Origin of the sequence: Corallococcus sp. AB011P (assembly GCF_003611605.1) — a bacterium.
Taxonomy (GTDB): Bacteria; Myxococcota; Myxococcia; order Myxococcales; family Myxococcaceae; genus Corallococcus; species Corallococcus coralloides.
Genome location: NZ_RAVX01000021.1, coordinates 149,301 through 166,475 on the forward strand (window position 1 = coordinate 149,301; position 17,175 = coordinate 166,475).

Annotated in this window: 14 protein-coding genes and 1 pseudogene; 10 read left to right on the forward strand and 5 right to left on the reverse strand. The window is 69.9% G+C overall.

What is annotated here, in order from left to right; translation table 11 throughout:
- Positions 1 to 785: 785 nt before the first annotated feature.
- Positions 786 to 1,563, reverse strand: a pseudogene (locus tag D7X30_RS34580) (FadR/GntR family transcriptional regulator); the annotation flags it as partial.
- A gap of 735 nt (positions 1,564 to 2,298) precedes the next feature.
- Here D7X30_RS34580 and D7X30_RS34585 point away from each other — a divergent pair.
- The 3 genes from D7X30_RS34585 (at position 2,299) to D7X30_RS34595 (ending at position 3,836) form a co-directional block, all read left to right on the forward strand.
- A complete protein-coding gene (locus D7X30_RS34585; protein WP_147443394.1) occupies positions 2,299 to 3,057 on the forward strand; it encodes a hypothetical protein in 759 nt (252 codons plus the stop codon).
- 67 nt (positions 3,058 to 3,124) lie between these two features.
- Positions 3,125 to 3,499: a hypothetical protein gene (locus D7X30_RS34590; RefSeq protein ID WP_120567234.1), complete on the forward strand. Its 375-nt coding sequence runs from the start codon at positions 3,125 to 3,127 to the stop codon at positions 3,497 to 3,499.
- Positions 3,500 to 3,653: 154 nt separating this feature from the next.
- Positions 3,654 to 3,836: a hypothetical protein gene (locus D7X30_RS34595; protein ID WP_120567235.1), complete on the forward strand. Its 183-nt coding sequence runs from the start codon at positions 3,654 to 3,656 to the stop codon at positions 3,834 to 3,836.
- Here the strand turns inward: D7X30_RS34595 and D7X30_RS34600 are convergent.
- The 4 genes from D7X30_RS34600 to D7X30_RS34615 all read right to left on the reverse strand — a co-directional run bounded on the left by D7X30_RS34600 (position 3,805) and on the right by D7X30_RS34615 (position 7,652).
- Positions 3,805 to 5,421, reverse strand: a complete 1,617-nt coding sequence (locus tag D7X30_RS34600; protein ID WP_120567236.1) for a cell wall metabolism sensor histidine kinase WalK — start codon at positions 5,419 to 5,421, stop codon at positions 3,805 to 3,807. The two genes, D7X30_RS34595 and D7X30_RS34600, sit on opposite strands and share 32 nt — an antisense overlap.
- On the reverse strand, positions 5,418 to 6,092 hold the full coding sequence (locus D7X30_RS34605) for a response regulator transcription factor (RefSeq protein WP_120567237.1): 675 nt from the start codon (positions 6,090 to 6,092) through the stop codon (positions 5,418 to 5,420). Before D7X30_RS34605 ends, D7X30_RS34600 begins: the two co-directional genes overlap by 4 nt.
- Positions 6,093 to 6,156: 64 nt before the next feature.
- Entirely contained in the window at positions 6,157 to 7,170 is a 1,014-nt protein-coding gene (locus D7X30_RS34610; protein WP_120567238.1) for a protocatechuate 3,4-dioxygenase, read from the reverse strand.
- Positions 7,171 to 7,304: 134 nt separating this feature from the next.
- The gene (locus tag D7X30_RS34615) at positions 7,305 to 7,652 is read right to left on the reverse strand and encodes a hypothetical protein (protein WP_120567239.1); all 348 of its coding nucleotides are present in this window, start codon (positions 7,650 to 7,652) and stop codon (positions 7,305 to 7,307) included.
- Between the two features lie 169 nt (positions 7,653 to 7,821).
- On the opposite strand from D7X30_RS34615, the gene D7X30_RS34620 reads away from it, so the two are divergent.
- From D7X30_RS34620 to D7X30_RS34650, 7 genes are all read left to right on the forward strand, one after another.
- Positions 7,822 to 8,880, forward strand: coding sequence for an alpha/beta fold hydrolase (locus D7X30_RS34620; RefSeq protein WP_120567240.1), 1,059 nt, complete (start codon positions 7,822 to 7,824; stop codon positions 8,878 to 8,880).
- 14 nt (positions 8,881 to 8,894) lie between these two features.
- Positions 8,895 to 9,836 carry an acetoacetate decarboxylase family protein gene (locus tag D7X30_RS34625; protein WP_120567241.1) on the forward strand — a complete coding sequence of 314 codons (942 nt, stop codon included), beginning with the start codon at positions 8,895 to 8,897 and terminating at the stop codon, positions 9,834 to 9,836.
- The gene (locus tag D7X30_RS34630) at positions 9,833 to 10,375 is read left to right on the forward strand and encodes a hypothetical protein (protein ID WP_120567242.1); all 543 of its coding nucleotides are present in this window, start codon (positions 9,833 to 9,835) and stop codon (positions 10,373 to 10,375) included. The genes D7X30_RS34625 and D7X30_RS34630 overlap by 4 nt, the downstream gene beginning before the upstream one ends.
- Positions 10,372 to 12,492, forward strand: a complete 2,121-nt coding sequence (locus D7X30_RS34635) for a patatin-like phospholipase family protein (protein WP_120567243.1) — start codon at positions 10,372 to 10,374, stop codon at positions 12,490 to 12,492. Before D7X30_RS34630 ends, D7X30_RS34635 begins: the two co-directional genes overlap by 4 nt.
- The gene (locus tag D7X30_RS34640; RefSeq protein ID WP_120567244.1) at positions 12,476 to 14,251 is read left to right on the forward strand and encodes a GMC oxidoreductase; all 1,776 of its coding nucleotides are present in this window, start codon (positions 12,476 to 12,478) and stop codon (positions 14,249 to 14,251) included. Before D7X30_RS34635 ends, D7X30_RS34640 begins: the two co-directional genes overlap by 17 nt.
- Complete coding sequence (locus tag D7X30_RS34645; protein WP_120567245.1) at positions 14,227 to 15,972, forward strand: metallophosphoesterase; 1,746 nt, start codon at positions 14,227 to 14,229, stop codon at positions 15,970 to 15,972. Before D7X30_RS34640 ends, D7X30_RS34645 begins: the two co-directional genes overlap by 25 nt.
- Before the next feature lie 62 nt (positions 15,973 to 16,034).
- Positions 16,035 to 17,117: a PKD domain-containing protein gene (locus D7X30_RS34650; RefSeq protein WP_120567246.1), complete on the forward strand. Its 1,083-nt coding sequence runs from the start codon at positions 16,035 to 16,037 to the stop codon at positions 17,115 to 17,117.
- Positions 17,118 to 17,175 lie beyond the last annotated feature (58 nt).

The following is a 17,175-nucleotide window of genomic DNA, read 5'->3' on the forward strand; positions in this document are numbered from 1 at the left end:
GCGTGCGGAGCTTCATGAGCGAGCTCGGACGCGAAGAAACTTCGCCGCACACGACGACGCAGACAGGCCCAGGAAATGGGCAAGGAAGTGCCAGAGGCGTGCAGCCCACGCGCCCAAGGGCCCCTGGGGGGCATGAATCGGATCGCCCTCCATACGCACCGCCCCTAAGTCTGGGCCGGTGGTTCCGAGGGGCGGAGATTCAGGCTGCTGGAGGCCACCTTCCGCGACCGATGCGGCAATACCTGTCCTGCAGTCGAACAGGAGTCCCAAGTTGGCGCCCATTGTGTTCGCGGAGCACTCCCCACGGGGCTCGCGGGGGACGAATCCTGGGGCATCTGGAGACGGTGGCGCCCCGCAGTCTGGCCCCACGAGGAGGGCATCCGCATAGAGGCCGGGCGCAGACCCGAGCGCTTCGGTGTCCTCGGTAGCTGGTGAGAGGAGACCGAGGACAGCCTTCTCCACACAGGGGCACGGCTCCAGTGCTCCGTCCTGCACGAGGGCTGAATCGGAGATGCCAGCGCCACGCACCTCAACGCAAGGATGACGCTCCAGCGCTTCGTCCTGCACGATGGCTGACGCGGAATCGCCGGCGCCACGCTCCTCAACGCAAGGATGACGCTCCATCGCTTCGTCCCGCACGAGGGCTGAATCGGAGATGCCAGCGCCACGCTCCTCAACGCAAGGAGGATGCTCCAGCGCTTCGTCGCGCACGATGGCTGACGCGGAATCGCCGGCGCCACGTTCCTCAACGCCAGGGAGTACCTCCGACGCATCCTTCAGGCCGCTGGCTGGTGCGGGCGCACCGAGGAGGTCCTCCTGGGTGAAGTGGGCCTCGGAGGACGCAGGTGCTTGGGGCGCAGGGGCGAAGGCGTTCAGCACGCGCTCATCGCGAGCCTTCAGCAGTGCCGGCAGCTCGTTCTGAAGTGCCTGCACGTCGCGCTCGTGCAGGATCGCCGTCACGCGGAGGACCCACTCGCGCAGCGCCTCACCACCCATGAGCGGCAGCAGTTGGGCTGCGCCTCCCAGGAATGCCCGCTGCAGGGACTGAACGAGGAGCACGTGCCCCGGCCGCGCCGCCACCCGGGCCGCCTGCCGCAGCAACTCGAACTCCACCTGGGCGCAGGTTGCACCCGACTCCCAGCGCGCCGCGTCCTGCAACTGGAAGCACGTGCTCCCCAGTCGGTCCAGGTCGAGGTCCGAGGCCCTCGCGCAGCAATCGGCCAGAAGCTCCACCAGCACCTGCCGCTTGAGGCTGAAGTAGCCCTCCAGCAGCCACCGGGCGTCCGGGTTGCTCGCGTCATGCAGCGCCAGACCCAGGTTCTCCAGCGTCAGCGACTCATCCAGCGCCACCGCGCGCGTCTTGCGTCCGGAGCGCTGCACCACCAGGCCCCTCGCCGCCAGCCGTCGCAGCGCCTCGCGAATGGTGCCCCGGCATACCTCATAGCGACGCGCCAGCTTCGCTTCCGAACCAAACTGCCCGCTCGGGTGCAGCCGCCCCAGCGCGATATCGCGCTCGATTTGCGCCTCCACATAGGCCACGAGTCCTTCCCGTCCCATCCCCATTCCCCCTCCTCGTCCCAGCATCGCCATCCAACCACAGGGGTCTGACATGGACGTGCGGGCCCACCCTCCGCGTCGTTTGCAGGGCGAGCGCTCCCCCGGGCGGCATGGGGCGAAAACCTGTCCGACTGTCGGACAGGTTTGGAGGCAACCGGGCCCGGGCGGGCACCTCCGTCCGCGCCCCACCTTGGTATCCGCGCACGCAGGACGTTGTGCCCCTGGCGGTCCGGCGCGGCCTCGGGCCCCATGCGGCGGAAACTTGTCCGACTGTCGGACAGGTTTGGAGGCAACCGGGTCCGGGCGGGCGACCCTGGCCGTCGCTGGTCCTGGCGTCCGCCCAAGCACACCCGTTGCGGTCCACCGCTGCGCTCCGCGAGGTGCGCGGCCTCGGCTTCAGCTGGTGCGAACCTGTCCGACTGTCGGACAGGTTTGGAGAGATCCCTCCCCGAGTGGGGTCTCTGCTCGTGGCCCCACCGTGGTGTCAGCGCACGCACGACGTTGCTCACCTGCCATGCCGGCGCGGTCTGGGGACTCGTGCGGCGAAATCTGTCCGACTGTCGGACAGGTTTTGGGGGAACCGGTCCCGGGTAGGCTTCCCGGTTCGTGGCCCACCTTGGTGTTCGCGCATGCATGACGTCGCGGCCCACGGCCACGCTTCGCGAGGCACTCTCTTGTTGGTGGGCTTTGGGGCGCAGGATTTGCTGACGAACTGCTGACGACTTGCGTAGATGACGGCCCATGCGGAAATCCTGGCCGTACGCAGTGGTGATGCTGCTGGCGCTCTTTGGCGTGCCCCGGCTGCTGCACCACTTCATCCCCGACCGACAGCTGGCGATGATGATGTTTCCCGTCGTCATGTTCGTCCTGCTGGTGCCGACGGCCCTCTACTTTCTTCCTCGCTACCGCCAGAGCAAGAAGCTCACGGACGAGGGGCTCCAGTTGTTGTCGGAGGGGAGGGTGGCCGCCGCGCTCGAGCGGTTCGAGGCGTCGCGGCCCCTGGCGAAAGTCCAGGTCGTTCCCACGTACAACATCGGCATCGCCCGGCTCCAGCTCTGGCAACTGCCGGTGGCGGGGCGGGAGCTTTCGAGTCTGGAGTCACGGAAGGATTTGACGCCGCAGTTCCGTGCGGTGTTGTCCGCGGCGCTCGCGCTGGTGGACGCGCTCGAAGGTCGGCTCGCGCGGGTGGAGCCCCGTCTGGCCGAGGCGAAGGCTCGGGTGGACTTTTCCTTGTGGTTCGCGCCGCTTGCTTCGGCGGTGGTTGCGTGCCGTGAGGGGCGCTGGGCCGAGGCTCGTGCGCTGCTGGCCGATGCAGCGCTGGAAAATCTCAACGGCCCCCTGCGCGGTCTGCGGAATGTGCTGGAGGTCTGGTGCGTCGAGCAGCTCACCGGGGAGGCGCGGCCGGTGGACGCCATCGCTCTTTTTGGGGAAGCGTCACAGGACTCGCTTCAGGCCGCGTGGCCGGAGCTCGTGGACTACGTGGTGAAGCGGTCGCGCTGAGTCAGAAGCCGGTCAGGTGGATACGCTCGTGCCAATGCGCTCTCTCGAACGAGGGTTGCCACCCTCCTTGAAACAGGTTTCGGATTCCAGCCTGGCTCCCCTACGCGAGGTCGGGAGTGCGACGTTCTCCCTGGCGGACCTGGACCCACTGGGGACTCCGAACTTCGAAGAGAAGGACGTGGAGGCCTACTACAAGCAGTTCGGCCTCCCGCCGGGCCCGGAGCGAACGTGGTGGCTCGAGGCGCAGTGCGGGCTGGAGTTCGTCTTGTCGCAGGACTTCTTCACGGAGGGCGTCAGGGTCATCGCGGAAGAAACGGCGGAATTCGAGCACGTGCTCGCGCACCTTCCCTTTCCCGCGGAAGAGGCCATTCCCAATGGGGCCCTCCTTCGAGGAGCGGACGCGGCGCCATGGGCATGGCGGCTGGCGGGTCCTGCGGATTGACACGCATGGCGGCACCTTCGAGGTGACAAGCTTCTCGCGCGAGCGATCCGCTCGTTGCTACGCGGACCTCCTGGAGCATCGCGGACACAAGCAGGGCTATTTCGTCGAGCCCCAGGGCCCGCTGCCTCCTCTTTCGTCCCGAGGCCCTGGCCCCATGCATTGGGTCCTGCTGCGCCAGGACGAGAATGGCGTGCGGTACGAGATCGCGCGCTCGCCCTGGCGTTCGCGGCTGGAGTGGCTGGCGGAGCAGTACAACAAGGAGCCTCGCCACAAACAGCTCTGGTTCGTGGAGAGCCTGCCTCCTGTCACCCCGGCGGCGACATCAGTGGACCGGTGAAGGCGACCTCCAGGCCTCCGTACTCCGAGGGCGCCAGGGTCATCTTCCAGCCGTGCAGCTCCACCACGTTGTGCACGATGTGCAGGCCCAGGCCCTGACCTTGTGGCTCGCGTGTCCGCGCCGCGTTGCCTCGGAAGCGGCGCTCCAGGATCCGGGAACGCTCCTCCTCGGGGATGCCTGGCCCGTCGTCGATGATCCGCAGGTGGAAGGTCTGGTGGCGCGTCGTCTCCAGCACCACCGCCACGTGGCCGTCCTCGCGTCCGTACCGGATGCCGTTGAGCACCACGTTGCTCACCGCCTGCTCCAGCAAGGTCTCGTCGCCCATCACCCAGGTGGGCGTCGCCGGGACTCCACTCTCCAGGGCGATGCGCTGCGGCCTCGCGATGGGCTGGTGCCGGCCCAGCACCCGTGACACCAATGCGTTCAGGTCCACCGGCGCGTGCTGCACCTGCGGTGCTCCCGCCTCCAGCCTCGCCGCCGCTCCCAGGTTGTGCACCAGCGAGGCCATGTAGTGCGCCTCGCTCATCGCGGACAACATCAGCCCCGATTCCAAGGGCTCACCCGCGCGCATCCGCTGCTGCATCGCGGCCAGGTGCCCCTGCAACACCGTGAGCGGCGTCATCACGTCGTGCGTCGTGTTCGCCAGGAAGTCCCGCAGCGTCTGCTCGCGCGCCTGCTGGTGCGCCATCTGCGCCTGGATCTCCGCTCGCGCCTGCTGGAAGGCGCGGGCCAGCTCCGCGATCTCGTCGCTGCCGCTCACCGTCACGGGCTGCTCGTAGCGGCTGCCCGATGAGGCTCGCACCTCGTCCGTCAGCCGGCGCAGGCGCTGCACCACCGGCCCCAGCGCGACCACCATCGCGGAGAGGAGGATCAGCGTGGGCACTCCCCAGACGTACAGCGGCGGCAGTCCCACCTCCGGCGACTCCGCGGGCTCCACCCGACGCGCGAGCACGTACTCGCAGGGGCCTCCATCCCAGGGCATGCGCAACAGCAGGTCCTGCACCAGCGCGCCGTCCGCCTTCGAGTAGCGGCGCACGCCCACTCCGTCTTCCCGCACGCCCTTGCGCAGCTCGTCGTCCAACGCTGGGGCCTGGGGGTTTCGTGAAACAAGCTGTCCGTCGAACGGGTAGAGGGACACCGGCGGCAGGCGCCGCCCCATCGGCCCCCGGGGCCCCAAGCGCGGCGGACCTTCGTCCCCGGGCCTGGGGCCTTCCGAGACAGGACCGTTGTTGCCCGAGGGCTCGTGCGGACCTTCGTCCCCGGGCCTGGGGCCTTCCGAGACAGGACCGTTGTTGCCCGAGGGCTCGTTCGACGCGACCGTGCCGGAGGGCGGGCCTCCGTTGCCGTCGGGCAGGCCTTCGCGCTCCCACGGTGGACGCTGGGGGGAACGGGAGCGGACCATCCAGGTCTCGGGCGCGGCCTCGCAGCGCTCTCGGCCCCCGGACTGCATCTGCGACAGCGTGGACGCGATGATGACTTCATCCGTCGTGCGGCGGCGCACCGAGTGCTCCACCTGCACCAGCGCGAACACCGTGGGCACCGTCACCACCACCGCCGTGAGCGCCAGCCGCAACCGCAGCTTCACGCATCCTCCCCGGGCACCAACCGGTAGCCCACGCCCCACACCGTCTCCACGCACTTCACCGGACCCAGCTTGCGCCGCAGCCGCGACACGTGGACGTCCAGCGTGCGCTCCGTGCCCTCACGCTCCGGATCCAACACGTGCTCCACCAGCCACTGCCGCGTCACCGCCTCCTGCGGCCTGCGAGCCAGCGCCGCTAGCAATTCAAACTCCACCCGCGTGAGCTCCACCGGCCGCCCCTGTACCTGCACCGTGTGCCCCTGCAGGTCGATGCGCAGCGGACCCACCTCCACCACCGCCTGCTCCTTCTGCAACGTGGGCCGGCGCAGGCGCGCACGCACGCGCTCCACCAGCTCCTCGGGCCAGAAGGGCTTCGTCATGTAGTCGTCCGCGCCCAGCTTCAGCGCCCGGACCTTGTCCAGCGTGTCGTTGCGCGCGCTCAGGATGAGCACCGGGACCTCCGAGAAGGTCCTCAGCGCCTTGAGCATGTCCAGGCCGTAGGTGCCCGGCAGCATCAGGTCCAACACCACGAGGCTCACGTCCGGCAGGTCGCCGGATACCAGCAGCCGGCCCTCGCGCCACCACACGGGCTCGAAGCCCGCGCAGCGCAGGTGCCCGACAATCTGGGACCCGAGCGGGTCGTCATCCTCCACCAGCAGGATGCGGTCGCCCATGCGCCATGCCTCCCTTCGGACGCACCACCCCGGAAGACTCCGGGGCGGCGCGGCTCAACCTAGTTCAGGGCATGCCACCGTCGAAGCCCGGCGGCGGAGGCCCCATGCCGCCATCCCAGCCAGGCGGGGGACCCATGCCACCGTCGCCGCCCGGAGGAGGACCCCCGGGCCCACCACCGCCGCCGCTGCCTCCTGGCATGGCGCAGGACGCATTGTTCAGCGAGGAGCGGACGACCAGCGTCTTGGACGCCAGCATCGCGCCATCCGACATGCGCTGCGTGGCGAAGAGGTAGTCGCCCACCGCGTCTCCGGAGACCACCGTGTCGTTCTGGTTGGTCGTGTCGCGCTCGCCGCGCGTGTTGTAGAGCGGCTGGTTGTTGACGATGTCGTCGCTCGTCGAGTCGTCGAAGAACAGCTGCGACGTGACGAACTCCTGGCCGTTCACCCGCACCGTGAAGTGGATGTGGATGGTGCGGCTGCTGTACCAACCGGGGAAGCAGGTGTCGAAGTCCACGCGCCCGTTGGCGTCCGTGGTCTGCACGCCGCGGAACCACCGCGCCGCGCGGGCCGTCGCGTCTCCGGACGTGCAGAAGTCGCTCGCGTCCTCGCCGGAGTACAGGCCCTCCGGGCCCGCGTGCCAGATGTCCACCGTGGCACCCAGGATGGGCTTGCAGGACTCGTCCACGACGAGGAAGGCCAGGCGCACCGGCAGGCCGTCATGGCCCTCGCTGATGTCCTTTCGGTCCACCGTGGTCGCGTAGCAGGGCCCCAGCGTGGCCTCGCAGGCGAGGTTGCACACCGTGCCCAGGCCGGACGCGAACGGATCCGGATACACGGCGGCGGCCGTCATCGCCGCGGTGCCTCCCGTGGCCCAGAAGCCCGGGTCCGCCACGCCCGCGTCGGTGTCCGTGCCCGCGTCGGCGCCGGTGTTGGTGTCGCCGCCCGTCGTGTCGTCGCCTCCGCAGGCGACGAGCAGCTTCGCCACGGGAACCGCGGCCAGCGACAGGCCAATGCCGCGCAGGATGCTCCGGCGCGTGATGACCTTGGGGGAAGGGGCCTGAGGGGATTCGCTCTTCATCCGGGGTTCCTCCGGGAGCTCGGGAGCCCGGGGCGGCGAGTGTGCCGCCCGAGGGGCCGCCCGGGGCTGACCGGACGGCGAACCGGGTTATCTCGGCAGAACCTTAAGCAATCCTTGCGCGGAGGGACCGCGACTCAGGAAAAGCGCACGCGGAAGGCGGCGAGCAGCGGACCCGCCGCCCGTCCGTCCGCCGTGGACCGGGGCCCGTCCTCGGGGAGCGTCGCGCCCAGCTCCTCCAACGCGGGCTTCATGGACTCGAAGGCGTGGAGCGCTTCCGCCGCGTTGTCGAAGAAGCGCGGATGCAACAGCCAGCCGGAGATGCCGCAGGTGACGACATGGAAGGAGCGCGAGTCATCCGCTTCGTAGGTGAGGCGCAGGAGGCCGCGGAAGCCCTCGTCCCGCGCGATGGTGCCGCCCTGGCTGCCCATTCCGCCGAGCGTCGCGCCGCCCTCGTAGTCGCTCCAGCCTGAGTCCGCGTTCATGCCCCACGCATAGCACCCCAGGGGCTGACGCGGGCGGCGTGACAGAGGGGCGCCGCGCCGTTGCCCGTGGTCCCGGTCTGGCGGAGCGAGCGGTGCGCCGGGTGGGGTTGCACGCCGGTTGTCGGCCCTCGCGCACCGCCCAACGTTTGCGGTGTGGGGGGATGCCGCCATGTCCGCGGAAACAATCCATGAGCCGCGCTACACCGAGGAGATCGTTCCCTTCCTCGCGGGTGACGGCCGCGCGCTGCACCTGGTGCACCTGCGGGGTGTCGAGAAGGCGGACAAGGGGCCGGTGGTGCTGGTGCACGGAGCCGGCGTGCGCGGGAACATCTTCCGCGCGCCGGTGCGCCAGACCGTGGTCGATGCGCTGATTGAAGACGGCTACGACGTGTGGCTGGAGAACTGGCGCGCCAGCATGGACGTGGAGCCGGGCGAGTGGACCCTGGACCAGGCCGCCGTCCTGGACCACCCGCCCGCCATCCGCACCGTGCGGGAGAAGACGGGCGCGGACAAGATCAAGGCCGTCATCCACTGCCAGGGCTCCACCAGCTTCACCATGGCCGCGGTGGCGGGGCTCCTTCCGGAGGTGGACCTCATCATCACCAACGCCGTGTCGCTGCACCCGGTGGTGCCCGCGACCGCGAAGGCGAAGCTGCACTACGCCGTGCCGCTGGTCGCGCGGTTGACGCCCTTCCTGGATCCACAGTGGGCCTACGGCGGCCCCACGCGCACGGCCCGGATGCTGACGCGCGTGGTGCAGGCCACGCATCACGAGTGCGAGAACCTGGTCTGCCGCTGGACGAGCTTCACCTACGGCACGGGCTTCCCGGTGCTGTGGCGCCACGAGAACCTCAACGCCCAGACGCACGACTGGCTCCAGCACGAGTTCGGCCCGGTGCCTTTCAGCTTCTTCAAGCAGATGTACCAGTGCGTGCACGCCGGCCACCTGGTGCCCGTGGAGGGCTTCCGCGCGCTGCCGGAGGACCTGGGCGTGCGCGAGCCCCAGACGGACGCGCGCTTCGTCTTCTTCGCGGGCGAGGAGAACCGCTGCTTCCTCGCGGAGAGCCAGCGCCGCAGCTTCGAGCATCTGGAGCACTTCCACCCGGGCCGGCACGCGCTGCACCTGCTGCCGGGCTACGGCCACCTGGACGTCTTCATGGGCAAGCGCGCGTCCCAGGACGTCTTCCCCCTCATCCTCTCCGAGTTGGATCGCCCGGCGATCCACTGACGAAAGGCAAAGCCATGTTCCTGCCTCGACGCATCCAGACCCAGTACGGCCGCTATTCGCGCGTGGATGACATCCCGTACGCGCTGCCAGTGGACTCGAAGGGGGCACCCGCGATGGTGGCCGCCTTCACCGTGGACGCCCGCCGCGCGGCGGCCCTGCTGCCCGGCAATGAGCTGCACCCGCTGCGCCTGTCGCGCGACCGGAGCGTGCTGCTCGTCTCCGTCATCGACTACAAGCAGACGGACATCGGCGCGTACATCGAGTTCAGCATCGCGCTCGCGTGCACGCACGGGCGCAGGCCCGCGCCGCCGCTCCTGCCCCTGCTGTTCCAGAAGCGCTTCGGCGTGGGGCAGTACGTGGTGGACCTGCCGGTGAACACGGAGATCTCCGTGAAGGGCGGCAAGGGCATCTGGGGCATGCCCAAGCACCTGGCCCGGCTGGACTTCCAGGTGGAGGACGGCTCCGTGAGCAGCCGCTACGAAGAGGGCGGCCAGCAGGCGGTGCGCGTGCGCATCGAGCGCCCGAAGCTCGCGTGGCTGCCCTTGCGGATGGCGGCGGTGAACTACTGCGCCTTCCGGGGGATGCTGATGAAGTCCACCATCTACTTCCGGGGCCGCTTCGGCTTCCGGATGGGGAAGCGCGCGTGGGGGACGCTGGAGTTGGGCGACCATCCGCGCGTGCAGGTGCTGCGGGATTTGAGCATCTCCCCGCGCCCGTTCCTCACCGGGTTCTTCCCGGCGTCCAGCGGCGTGCTGGATGACCACTTCGAGGCGTGGTTCCTCACCCAGCCCACGCTGCCTCCGGACACGTATCCGGAGGGACTCAAGAGCGTGGTGGACCTGGGCCAGGACCAGACCCCCATGCCGGCCCCGGAGTCGGACGGAGCACCGCCGAGGGCGCTCCATGCCGTGGGACCGCTGCCCGAAGCGCGTCCACGCGAGGATGCGCGGCCATGAAGCGCGGCGGCCCCCTGGATCTGGCGAACGCGTGCCTGCTGTTCCTGTGCACGTCCATGTACCTGGGCACGGGCTGGTCGCTGATCCTCTTCACGTTCCCCATCGCGCCCCAGCTCACGGTGGACAACTACTACCTGCAGTTCGTGCCGCAGGTGCAGGCGGCCACGCGGTTCTTCACCTGGATGACGGCGGTGATGCTGCTGTCCTCCGGGGTGCTGGCGTGGCGCGAGCGCAAGGCGGCCCTGCGCTGGTACCCGCTGGGCGTGCTCGTCGCGGTGGTGGTGGCCACGCTGCTCACGCGCATCTACATCTTCCCGTACAACTACGAGATGGCGGCCGGCATCGCGTCGCCCGAACGGCTGAGAGAGGTGCTGGACGCGTGGATGCGGATGAACCGCATCCGCGTGGGGCTGTGGACGGTGCAGTGGCTGCTCACGCTGGGCTACTTCGTGCACCGGGTGCTGCGCGCCCAGCAGCCGGCGGGGGAGCGCTGGCGCCTGGGGCTGTCCGTGCCGCCGCGCGGGGAGGCCCACGCATGAGCCCGGCCGCGTCGCGATGGCTGGAGCGTCAAGCCCGCGTCAACGGGCGCCCCTGGCGCTGGGCGCTCGCGGCCATCGGGTGGATCACCGTCGCGACCGGCGCTGCGCAGATGTTCCTGCCGGGGCTGGAGCTGCGGCTGTTGCACGCGGATGCGTCCGCGGCGCCCGCGCACTTCTTCCGCATCGTGGGCATGTTCATGGTGCTGTTCGGCGGCCTGCTCCTGCACGGCCTGCACGAGCCCCGAGCGAACCCCGCTGCCTTCCTGTGGACCGGCCTCCAGAAGGTGGGGGCCTGCGGCATGGTGGTGGCGGGCGTGGCGCGCGACCTGCTGTCGCCCCTGGCGCTGGGAGTGGCTGCGTTCGACGCGCTGTCCGCCGTGCTGGTGCTGGGGTTCTACGCGTCGCTGCGCCAGCGCGAGCAGATCATCACCGTGCTCAGGCCGCAGACAGAGGGAGCGGCTCCGGAGACCACCAGCCCCTCCGTCAGCGCGCTGCGCGTCGCGGAGGCGACCCGCAATGGCGTGCATCCGCGGCGGCCCCTGCGCACGTTCGGGGAGGACTCGGCCGTCCAGGTGTCCTCGGCGGAGGCGCCCCGGCGTTCGCTGGTGCTCGCGGGGGGCGGCATGCGCGTCGCGTGGCAGGCGGGGGTGCTGCGCGCGCTGACGGACGCGCGGCTGTCCTTCTCCCACGCGGACGGCACTTCCGGCGGCATCATCACCCTGGCGATGTGGCTGTCCGGCCAGTCCCCCGCGGAGATGTGCGAGCGGTGGCGGACGCTGGACGTGAAGGACTTCGTGTCGCTGATGCCGCTGGACGAATACGCGCGGCCCTGGAAGCTCACCGCGCTGGGGGACGCGGACGGCATCGTCCAGCGCGTCTTCCCGCACCTGGGCGTGGACGTGGACGCCATCCGCGCGAATCGCGAGCGCTCCGGCACCTTCAACGTGTGCGACTTCACCCGGAAGACGAACGAGGCCATCCCGCACACGGACGTGGACCGCGACCTGCTGGTGGCCGGCATCTCCCTGCCGCTCTTCATGCCCCCGGTGGAGAAGGACAGTCACCTGTACCTGGACTCGGTGTGGATCCAGGACGCCAACGTGCTGGAGGCCGTGCGCCGGGGAGCGGACGAGGTGTGGATCGTCTGGTGCATCGGCAACACGGCCCGGTACGCCAACGGCTTCTTCCGCCAGTACGTCCACATGATTGAGCTGAGCGCGAACGGCGCGCTCTTCGCCCAGTTGGAGCAGGTGCGCGAGCTCAACGCGCGCATCCTCGCGGGCGAGCACGTGCCTGGACATTCGCGGCCCATCACCGTGCACCTGATCAAACCCGAGCACCCGCTGCCCCTGGACCCGGACTTCTACGCGGGCCACATCACGGCCGCGACCCTCATCGACCAGGGCTACTCGGACGCCTGCCGCTACCTGGCGGTGGCGGACGGCCAGGGCCTGCCCCTCACCCCGGAGATTACCCAGATGACCGAACCCGCCTACGACCTGAGCTTCCGCGAGACCATGGCCGGTCCGCTCGCGATGGGCACCACCGACCCCGAGGCGGGCGCCCACGACGGGCGCTCCACGCCCTTCACCATGCACTGCACCATCACCATTGACGACATGGAGGCGTTCATCCGCGACCCGGACCACGCGGCCCGGCTGGTGGCGCACGTGCAATACAAGCCGCTGGGCATGGACCTGCCCGTGCACGAGGGGAGCTTCAACCTCTTCCGCGCCACGGATGATCCGCGCACGAAGATCATGACCTACGGCCTGCGCTTCCAGGCGAACGGCCAGGACTACTACCTGGACGGCACGAAGACGCTGCGCGACGACCCGGGCCCGGACCTCTGGCGCGACACCACGCGGCTCTACAGCTACCTGCACGCAGGCGTGGACGCGCGCGGCCCGGTGGTGGGCGCGGGCGTCATGGTGCTGGGCATGCGCGAGCTGCTCCACCTGGTGGCCAGCATGCGCTCGTCGCGCGGAGGCGTTGAGGGCGCGGAGATGATGGCCCGCTTCGGCCACCTGTTCCTGGGCGCGCTCTGGGACCTCTACGCCCCGGAGGCGCCCGTGCACGAGCGCGAAGAGGAGGCCCCGCATGGCCACGAGGGCTGAGCACTTCGACGTCGTCATCGTGGGTTCGGGCTTCGGCGGTTCGGTGATGGCGTGGCGGCTGGCGGAGGCGGGCCTGCGGGTGTGCGTGCTGGAGCGGGGCAAGGCGTATCCGCCGGGCTCCTTCGCGCGCAGTCCGCACGACATGCGCCGCAACTTCTGGGACCCGAGCAAGGGCATGCACGGCCTGTTCAACCTCTGGTCCTTCCAGGGGCTGGGCGGCGTGGTGTCCTCGGGGCTGGGAGGCGGGTCGCTCATCTACGCGAACGTGCTGCTGCGCAAGGACGCGAAGACCTTCATCCACGAGGACCTCCACGACGGGGGCTACGAGGACTGGCCCGTCACCCGCGCGGATCTGGAGACGCACTACGACGCCGTGGAGCGGATGATGCGCGTGCAGCGCTATCCGCTGGAGCATCCGCCGTACGCCTCCACCGCGAAGACGCTGGCCATGAAGCTCGCGGCCGAGCGCCTGGGCCGCGCGGGCGACTGGCAACTGCCGCCGCTGGCCGTGACGTTCGGCAACCCCGGCGAGGTGCCCGTCCCGGGCGAGCCCATCCGCGAGGAGCATCCCAACCTCCACGGCCGCACGCGCACCACCTGCCACCTCTGCGGTGAATGCGACGTTGGCTGCAACACGGGCAGCAAGAACACGCTCGATTACACGTACCTGTCCGCGGCGAAGCGCGCGGGTGCGGAGCTGCGCACTCTCGCGGAGGTGACGGAGCTGTGGCCCTCGGACGGGGGCGGCTACGTGGTGCGGTACCTGGACCACACGGACACGCCGGAGGACGTGCCGCGCGAAGGGCCCAAGTCCCTGCTGCCGCGCAGCACCGTGACGGCGGACCGGCTGGTGCTGGCGGCGGGCACGTTCGGCACCCCGTTCCTGCTCCTGAAGAACCGGCGGAACTTCCCCGGGATGAGCGGACAGTTGGGCACGCGCTTCTGCGGCAACGGAGACCTGCTGGGCTTCATGCGCCAGTGCCACGACTCGAGCACCGGCAAGCTGCTGCCTCGCATCCTGGAGGGAGGGCACGGGCCGGTCATCACCAGCGCGCTGCACTTCCGGAGTCAGGAGGAGGGCGGCACGGGCCGGGGCTACTACATCGAGGACGCTGGCTACCCGGAGTTCGTCAACTGGCTCTACGAGGGCGCGCATCAGGTGCCGCTGGTGGAGCGAGGCCTCAAGCTGGCGTGGCGCCTGATTCGCGGGTGGACGGGACACGCGCACGACTCCGACGTGAGCGAGGAGATCGCCGAGCTCCTGGGAGACTGTCTGGGCTCCGCGACGTCGTTGCCGCTGCTGGGCATGGGGCGGGACCTTCCCAACGGCCACATGCGGCTGACGGACGACGGGATGCTGGCCATCGACTGGCGGATGAGCGGTTCGCGCGAGTACTTCCAGCAGGTGCGCCAGTCGATGGCGGACATCGCCAAGACGCTGGAGGGGAGGCTGCTGCAGAACCCGCTCAGCTACTTGAGCCGGGTCATCACCGTGCACCCGCTGGGCGGCTGTCCCATGGGACGCGGGCCGGAAGAGGGCGTGGTGGACGCGACGGGTGAAGCCTTTGGCCACCCGGGGCTGTACGTGGCCGACGGCTCGATGATGCCGGGCCCCGTCGGGCCCAACCCGAGCCTCACCATCGCGGCGCTCGCGGACCGGTTCGCGGATGCGCTCATCGATTCGCACCGCAGGGGCACGCGGGGTCGTGCGTGGCGGGCGACGGAGGAGGGGCCATGGCCGTCCGCGCCTCCGATGTGAGCCGCATCCCGGGCCGGCGCGTCGAGCCGGCGCCCGAGCCCCAGACGCCTCCGGGCCGGAAGATGGTGTCGTGGTACGACCCGGCCGTGCTCGCGAAGTCGGGCATGAAGGCGCTGCTGTCCGGGACGTTCGGAAAGCAGGCGGACCGGCGGCTGCTGGATGCCGTATCCCGGCCGCAGCCGCTGGCGTTCGACTACTCGGTGGACGACACCGGTCATCCGCGCGACGAGCTGTGGCTGGACTACGTGGCGGACCTGGGCGACGGCTGGGACTCCACCTACGCGGTGGCGTCCACCGTGATGGCGCCGGAGCTGGCGCTCACGGACGAGGACGGCAAGACGCATGTCACGCGGGGCGGCGACGTGCTCGTGTTCGGCGGAGACGAGGTGTATCCGACCGCGAGCGTGGACGAGTATCAGGCGCGCACGGTGGTGCCGTACGAGGACGCGCTGAACAAGCGGCGGCACCGGCCGCACCTGTTCGCGGTGCCGGGCAACCATGACTGGTATGACGGACTGGTGTCCTTCACGCGCCTGTTCTGCCAGGGCCGGCGCTCCAATGGCTGGCGCACGCAGCAGCAGCGCAGCTACTTCGCGCTGAGGCTGCCGCATGGCTGGTGGCTGCTGGGCACGGACTTCCAACTGGAGTCCGACCTGGACGCGCCGCAGGTGGAGTTCTTCCAGAAGGTGGCCGGGCAGATGCGCGCCACGGACCGGATCATCCTGTGCAACGCGGAGCCGGCGTGGGTGAAGCAGCAGGTGATGCCTCACGCGGGGCGCGGCTTCCTGGACCACAACATCGACTTCCTGGAGCAGGAGGTGCTGGGCAAGAAGGTGAGCGTCTTCCTGGCGGGGGACCTGCACCACTACCGCCGGCACGAGAGCGCGGACGGGCGGCAGAAGATCATCGCGGGTGGGGGAGGGGCGTTCCTGCATCCCACGCACCTGCCCAAGGTGGACCAGAGTCCAGGCGGCTTCGTGCAGAAGGCGAGCTATCCGCCGCGGAAGACGTCCCAGTGGCTCGCCTGGCGCAACCTGCTGTTCACCGCGATCAACCCCTGGTTCGGCGTGTTCATGGGCGTCGTCTACACGCTGCTGGGCTGGGGCGTGGCCGCGAACCTCAACGAGGGCGCGGTGGGTGCGCCTTCGTTCCGGGAGCTCATCAACGCGGCGTTGCAGAGCACGGGCTCCATGGTGCTGGGGGCCGGCGTGGTGCTGGGCGCGGTCGCGTTCGCGGACCGCCGGAGGGGACCGCGCTGGAAGAAGGCCGCCGGCGTGGCGCATGGACTGGCGCACATGGGGGTGGCGCTGCTGCTCACGTGGGGTGTGTCCGCCATCGCCTCGCCGCTGGCGGCGGAGCTTCAGTGGAGCCTGCGGCGGGATTTCTTCAGCGGGCTGCTGCTGTTCGGCGGAGGTGCGCTGGTGGGGCCGCTGGTGGTGGGCGTGTACCTGCTGCTGTCGCTCAACGTGTTCTCCTGTCACCCCAACGAGGCGTTCTCGTCGCTGTCCATTCCGGACTGGAAGAACTTCCTCCGGCTCCACTTCGACGCGGACGGCCAGCTCACGGTGTACCCGGTGGGGTTCCGGCGGGTGCCTCGGCGGTGGAAGCGGGGGAGCGGACCGGAGGAGCCGGTGTGGGTGCCGGACCCGACGGACACGCGGGCGACACCGCCCCGGCTCATCGAGCCGCCCATCGTCATCGGGCGAGTGGGAGTATCCTAGAGTGCACATTCGACCCCTTGCCTGGATGGGGTCGTTCTCAAGCTTCCGGAAAGGAAGTCTTCGTGCGCTCGCTGCATCTCGTCGTGCCGCTGCTCCTCGTGCTGGCCGGGCTCCCTGCTTGTGACTCCGGCCCACGCGCGAATGAGCCCACCACCGGCACGATGCGCCTCTCCGTCGCTACGCCCCTGGCCGCTCCGGGGGATGTCTCCCGGGTCACGGTCACCGTCTCCGCCGCCGACATGGCGTCGCTGTCCACGGACCTGACGCTCACCGGTGGCACGTGGGGGGGCGTGCTGGAGGGCATTCCGGCTGGAGCGCAGCGCACCTTCCTGGCCCGGGCCTTCTCCGCGTCCAACACCCTGCGCTACGAGGGAAAGGCCGAGGACATCACCGTGACCGCGGGCGCCACGGGCCTGGTCACCCTGACCCTTCAGGCCGTGGACGCTCCGCCTCCCTTCACCAACGAGGCGCCGGTCGTCGACGCGCTGGCGGCGAGCGCCACCACGGTGGCCCCAGGGGGCAACATCGTCCTCACGGTCAGCGCGCATGACCCCAACGCGGGCGACACCGTGAGCTACGCCTGGACGGCGCCTTCGGGCAGCTTCTCCGCCCCCACCCAGGCGAGCACCACCTGGAGCGCGCCCTCGACGCAAGGCGAGGTGACGCTGTCCCTCACGGTGACGGACTTGCATGGAGCGAGCCTCGTGGTGAACCTCACTGTGTCCGTGTCGGCGGGCACGGGGACCCAGGAGGTGAGGATTGGCTTCAACATCGCCCCCGGCGTGACGTCCCTCACTTCTTCGCGGTCCTGGCTGGACGTGGGCCAGCAGACGGCGCTGGCGGTGCTGGCCACGGATGGGGACGGGGACCCGCTGAGCTACCAGTGGAGCGCGACGTGCGAGGGCAGCTTCACGGGGGCCAGCACCGCGAATGCCTCGTTCACTCCTTCGGCCCTGCCCGGGGGCGCCTGCAACAACTGCCAGGTGCGGGTGACGGTGACGGATGGCAGGGGAGGGCAGAACACGGGCAGCGTGGCGCTGTGTGTCGGAAAGGCCTCCTGGCGGCTGCCGCCCGTGGGTAAGTCCTCGCCCGAGCCCGTCGAGAGCGAGGTTGACGCAGAGGTTCTGCGAATGATTGCTGGGTGAGTCGTCTCAGCGCGACGGGCCGCGAGCCTCGGCCCAGAGGGAGACTTCGCCGTCCGGC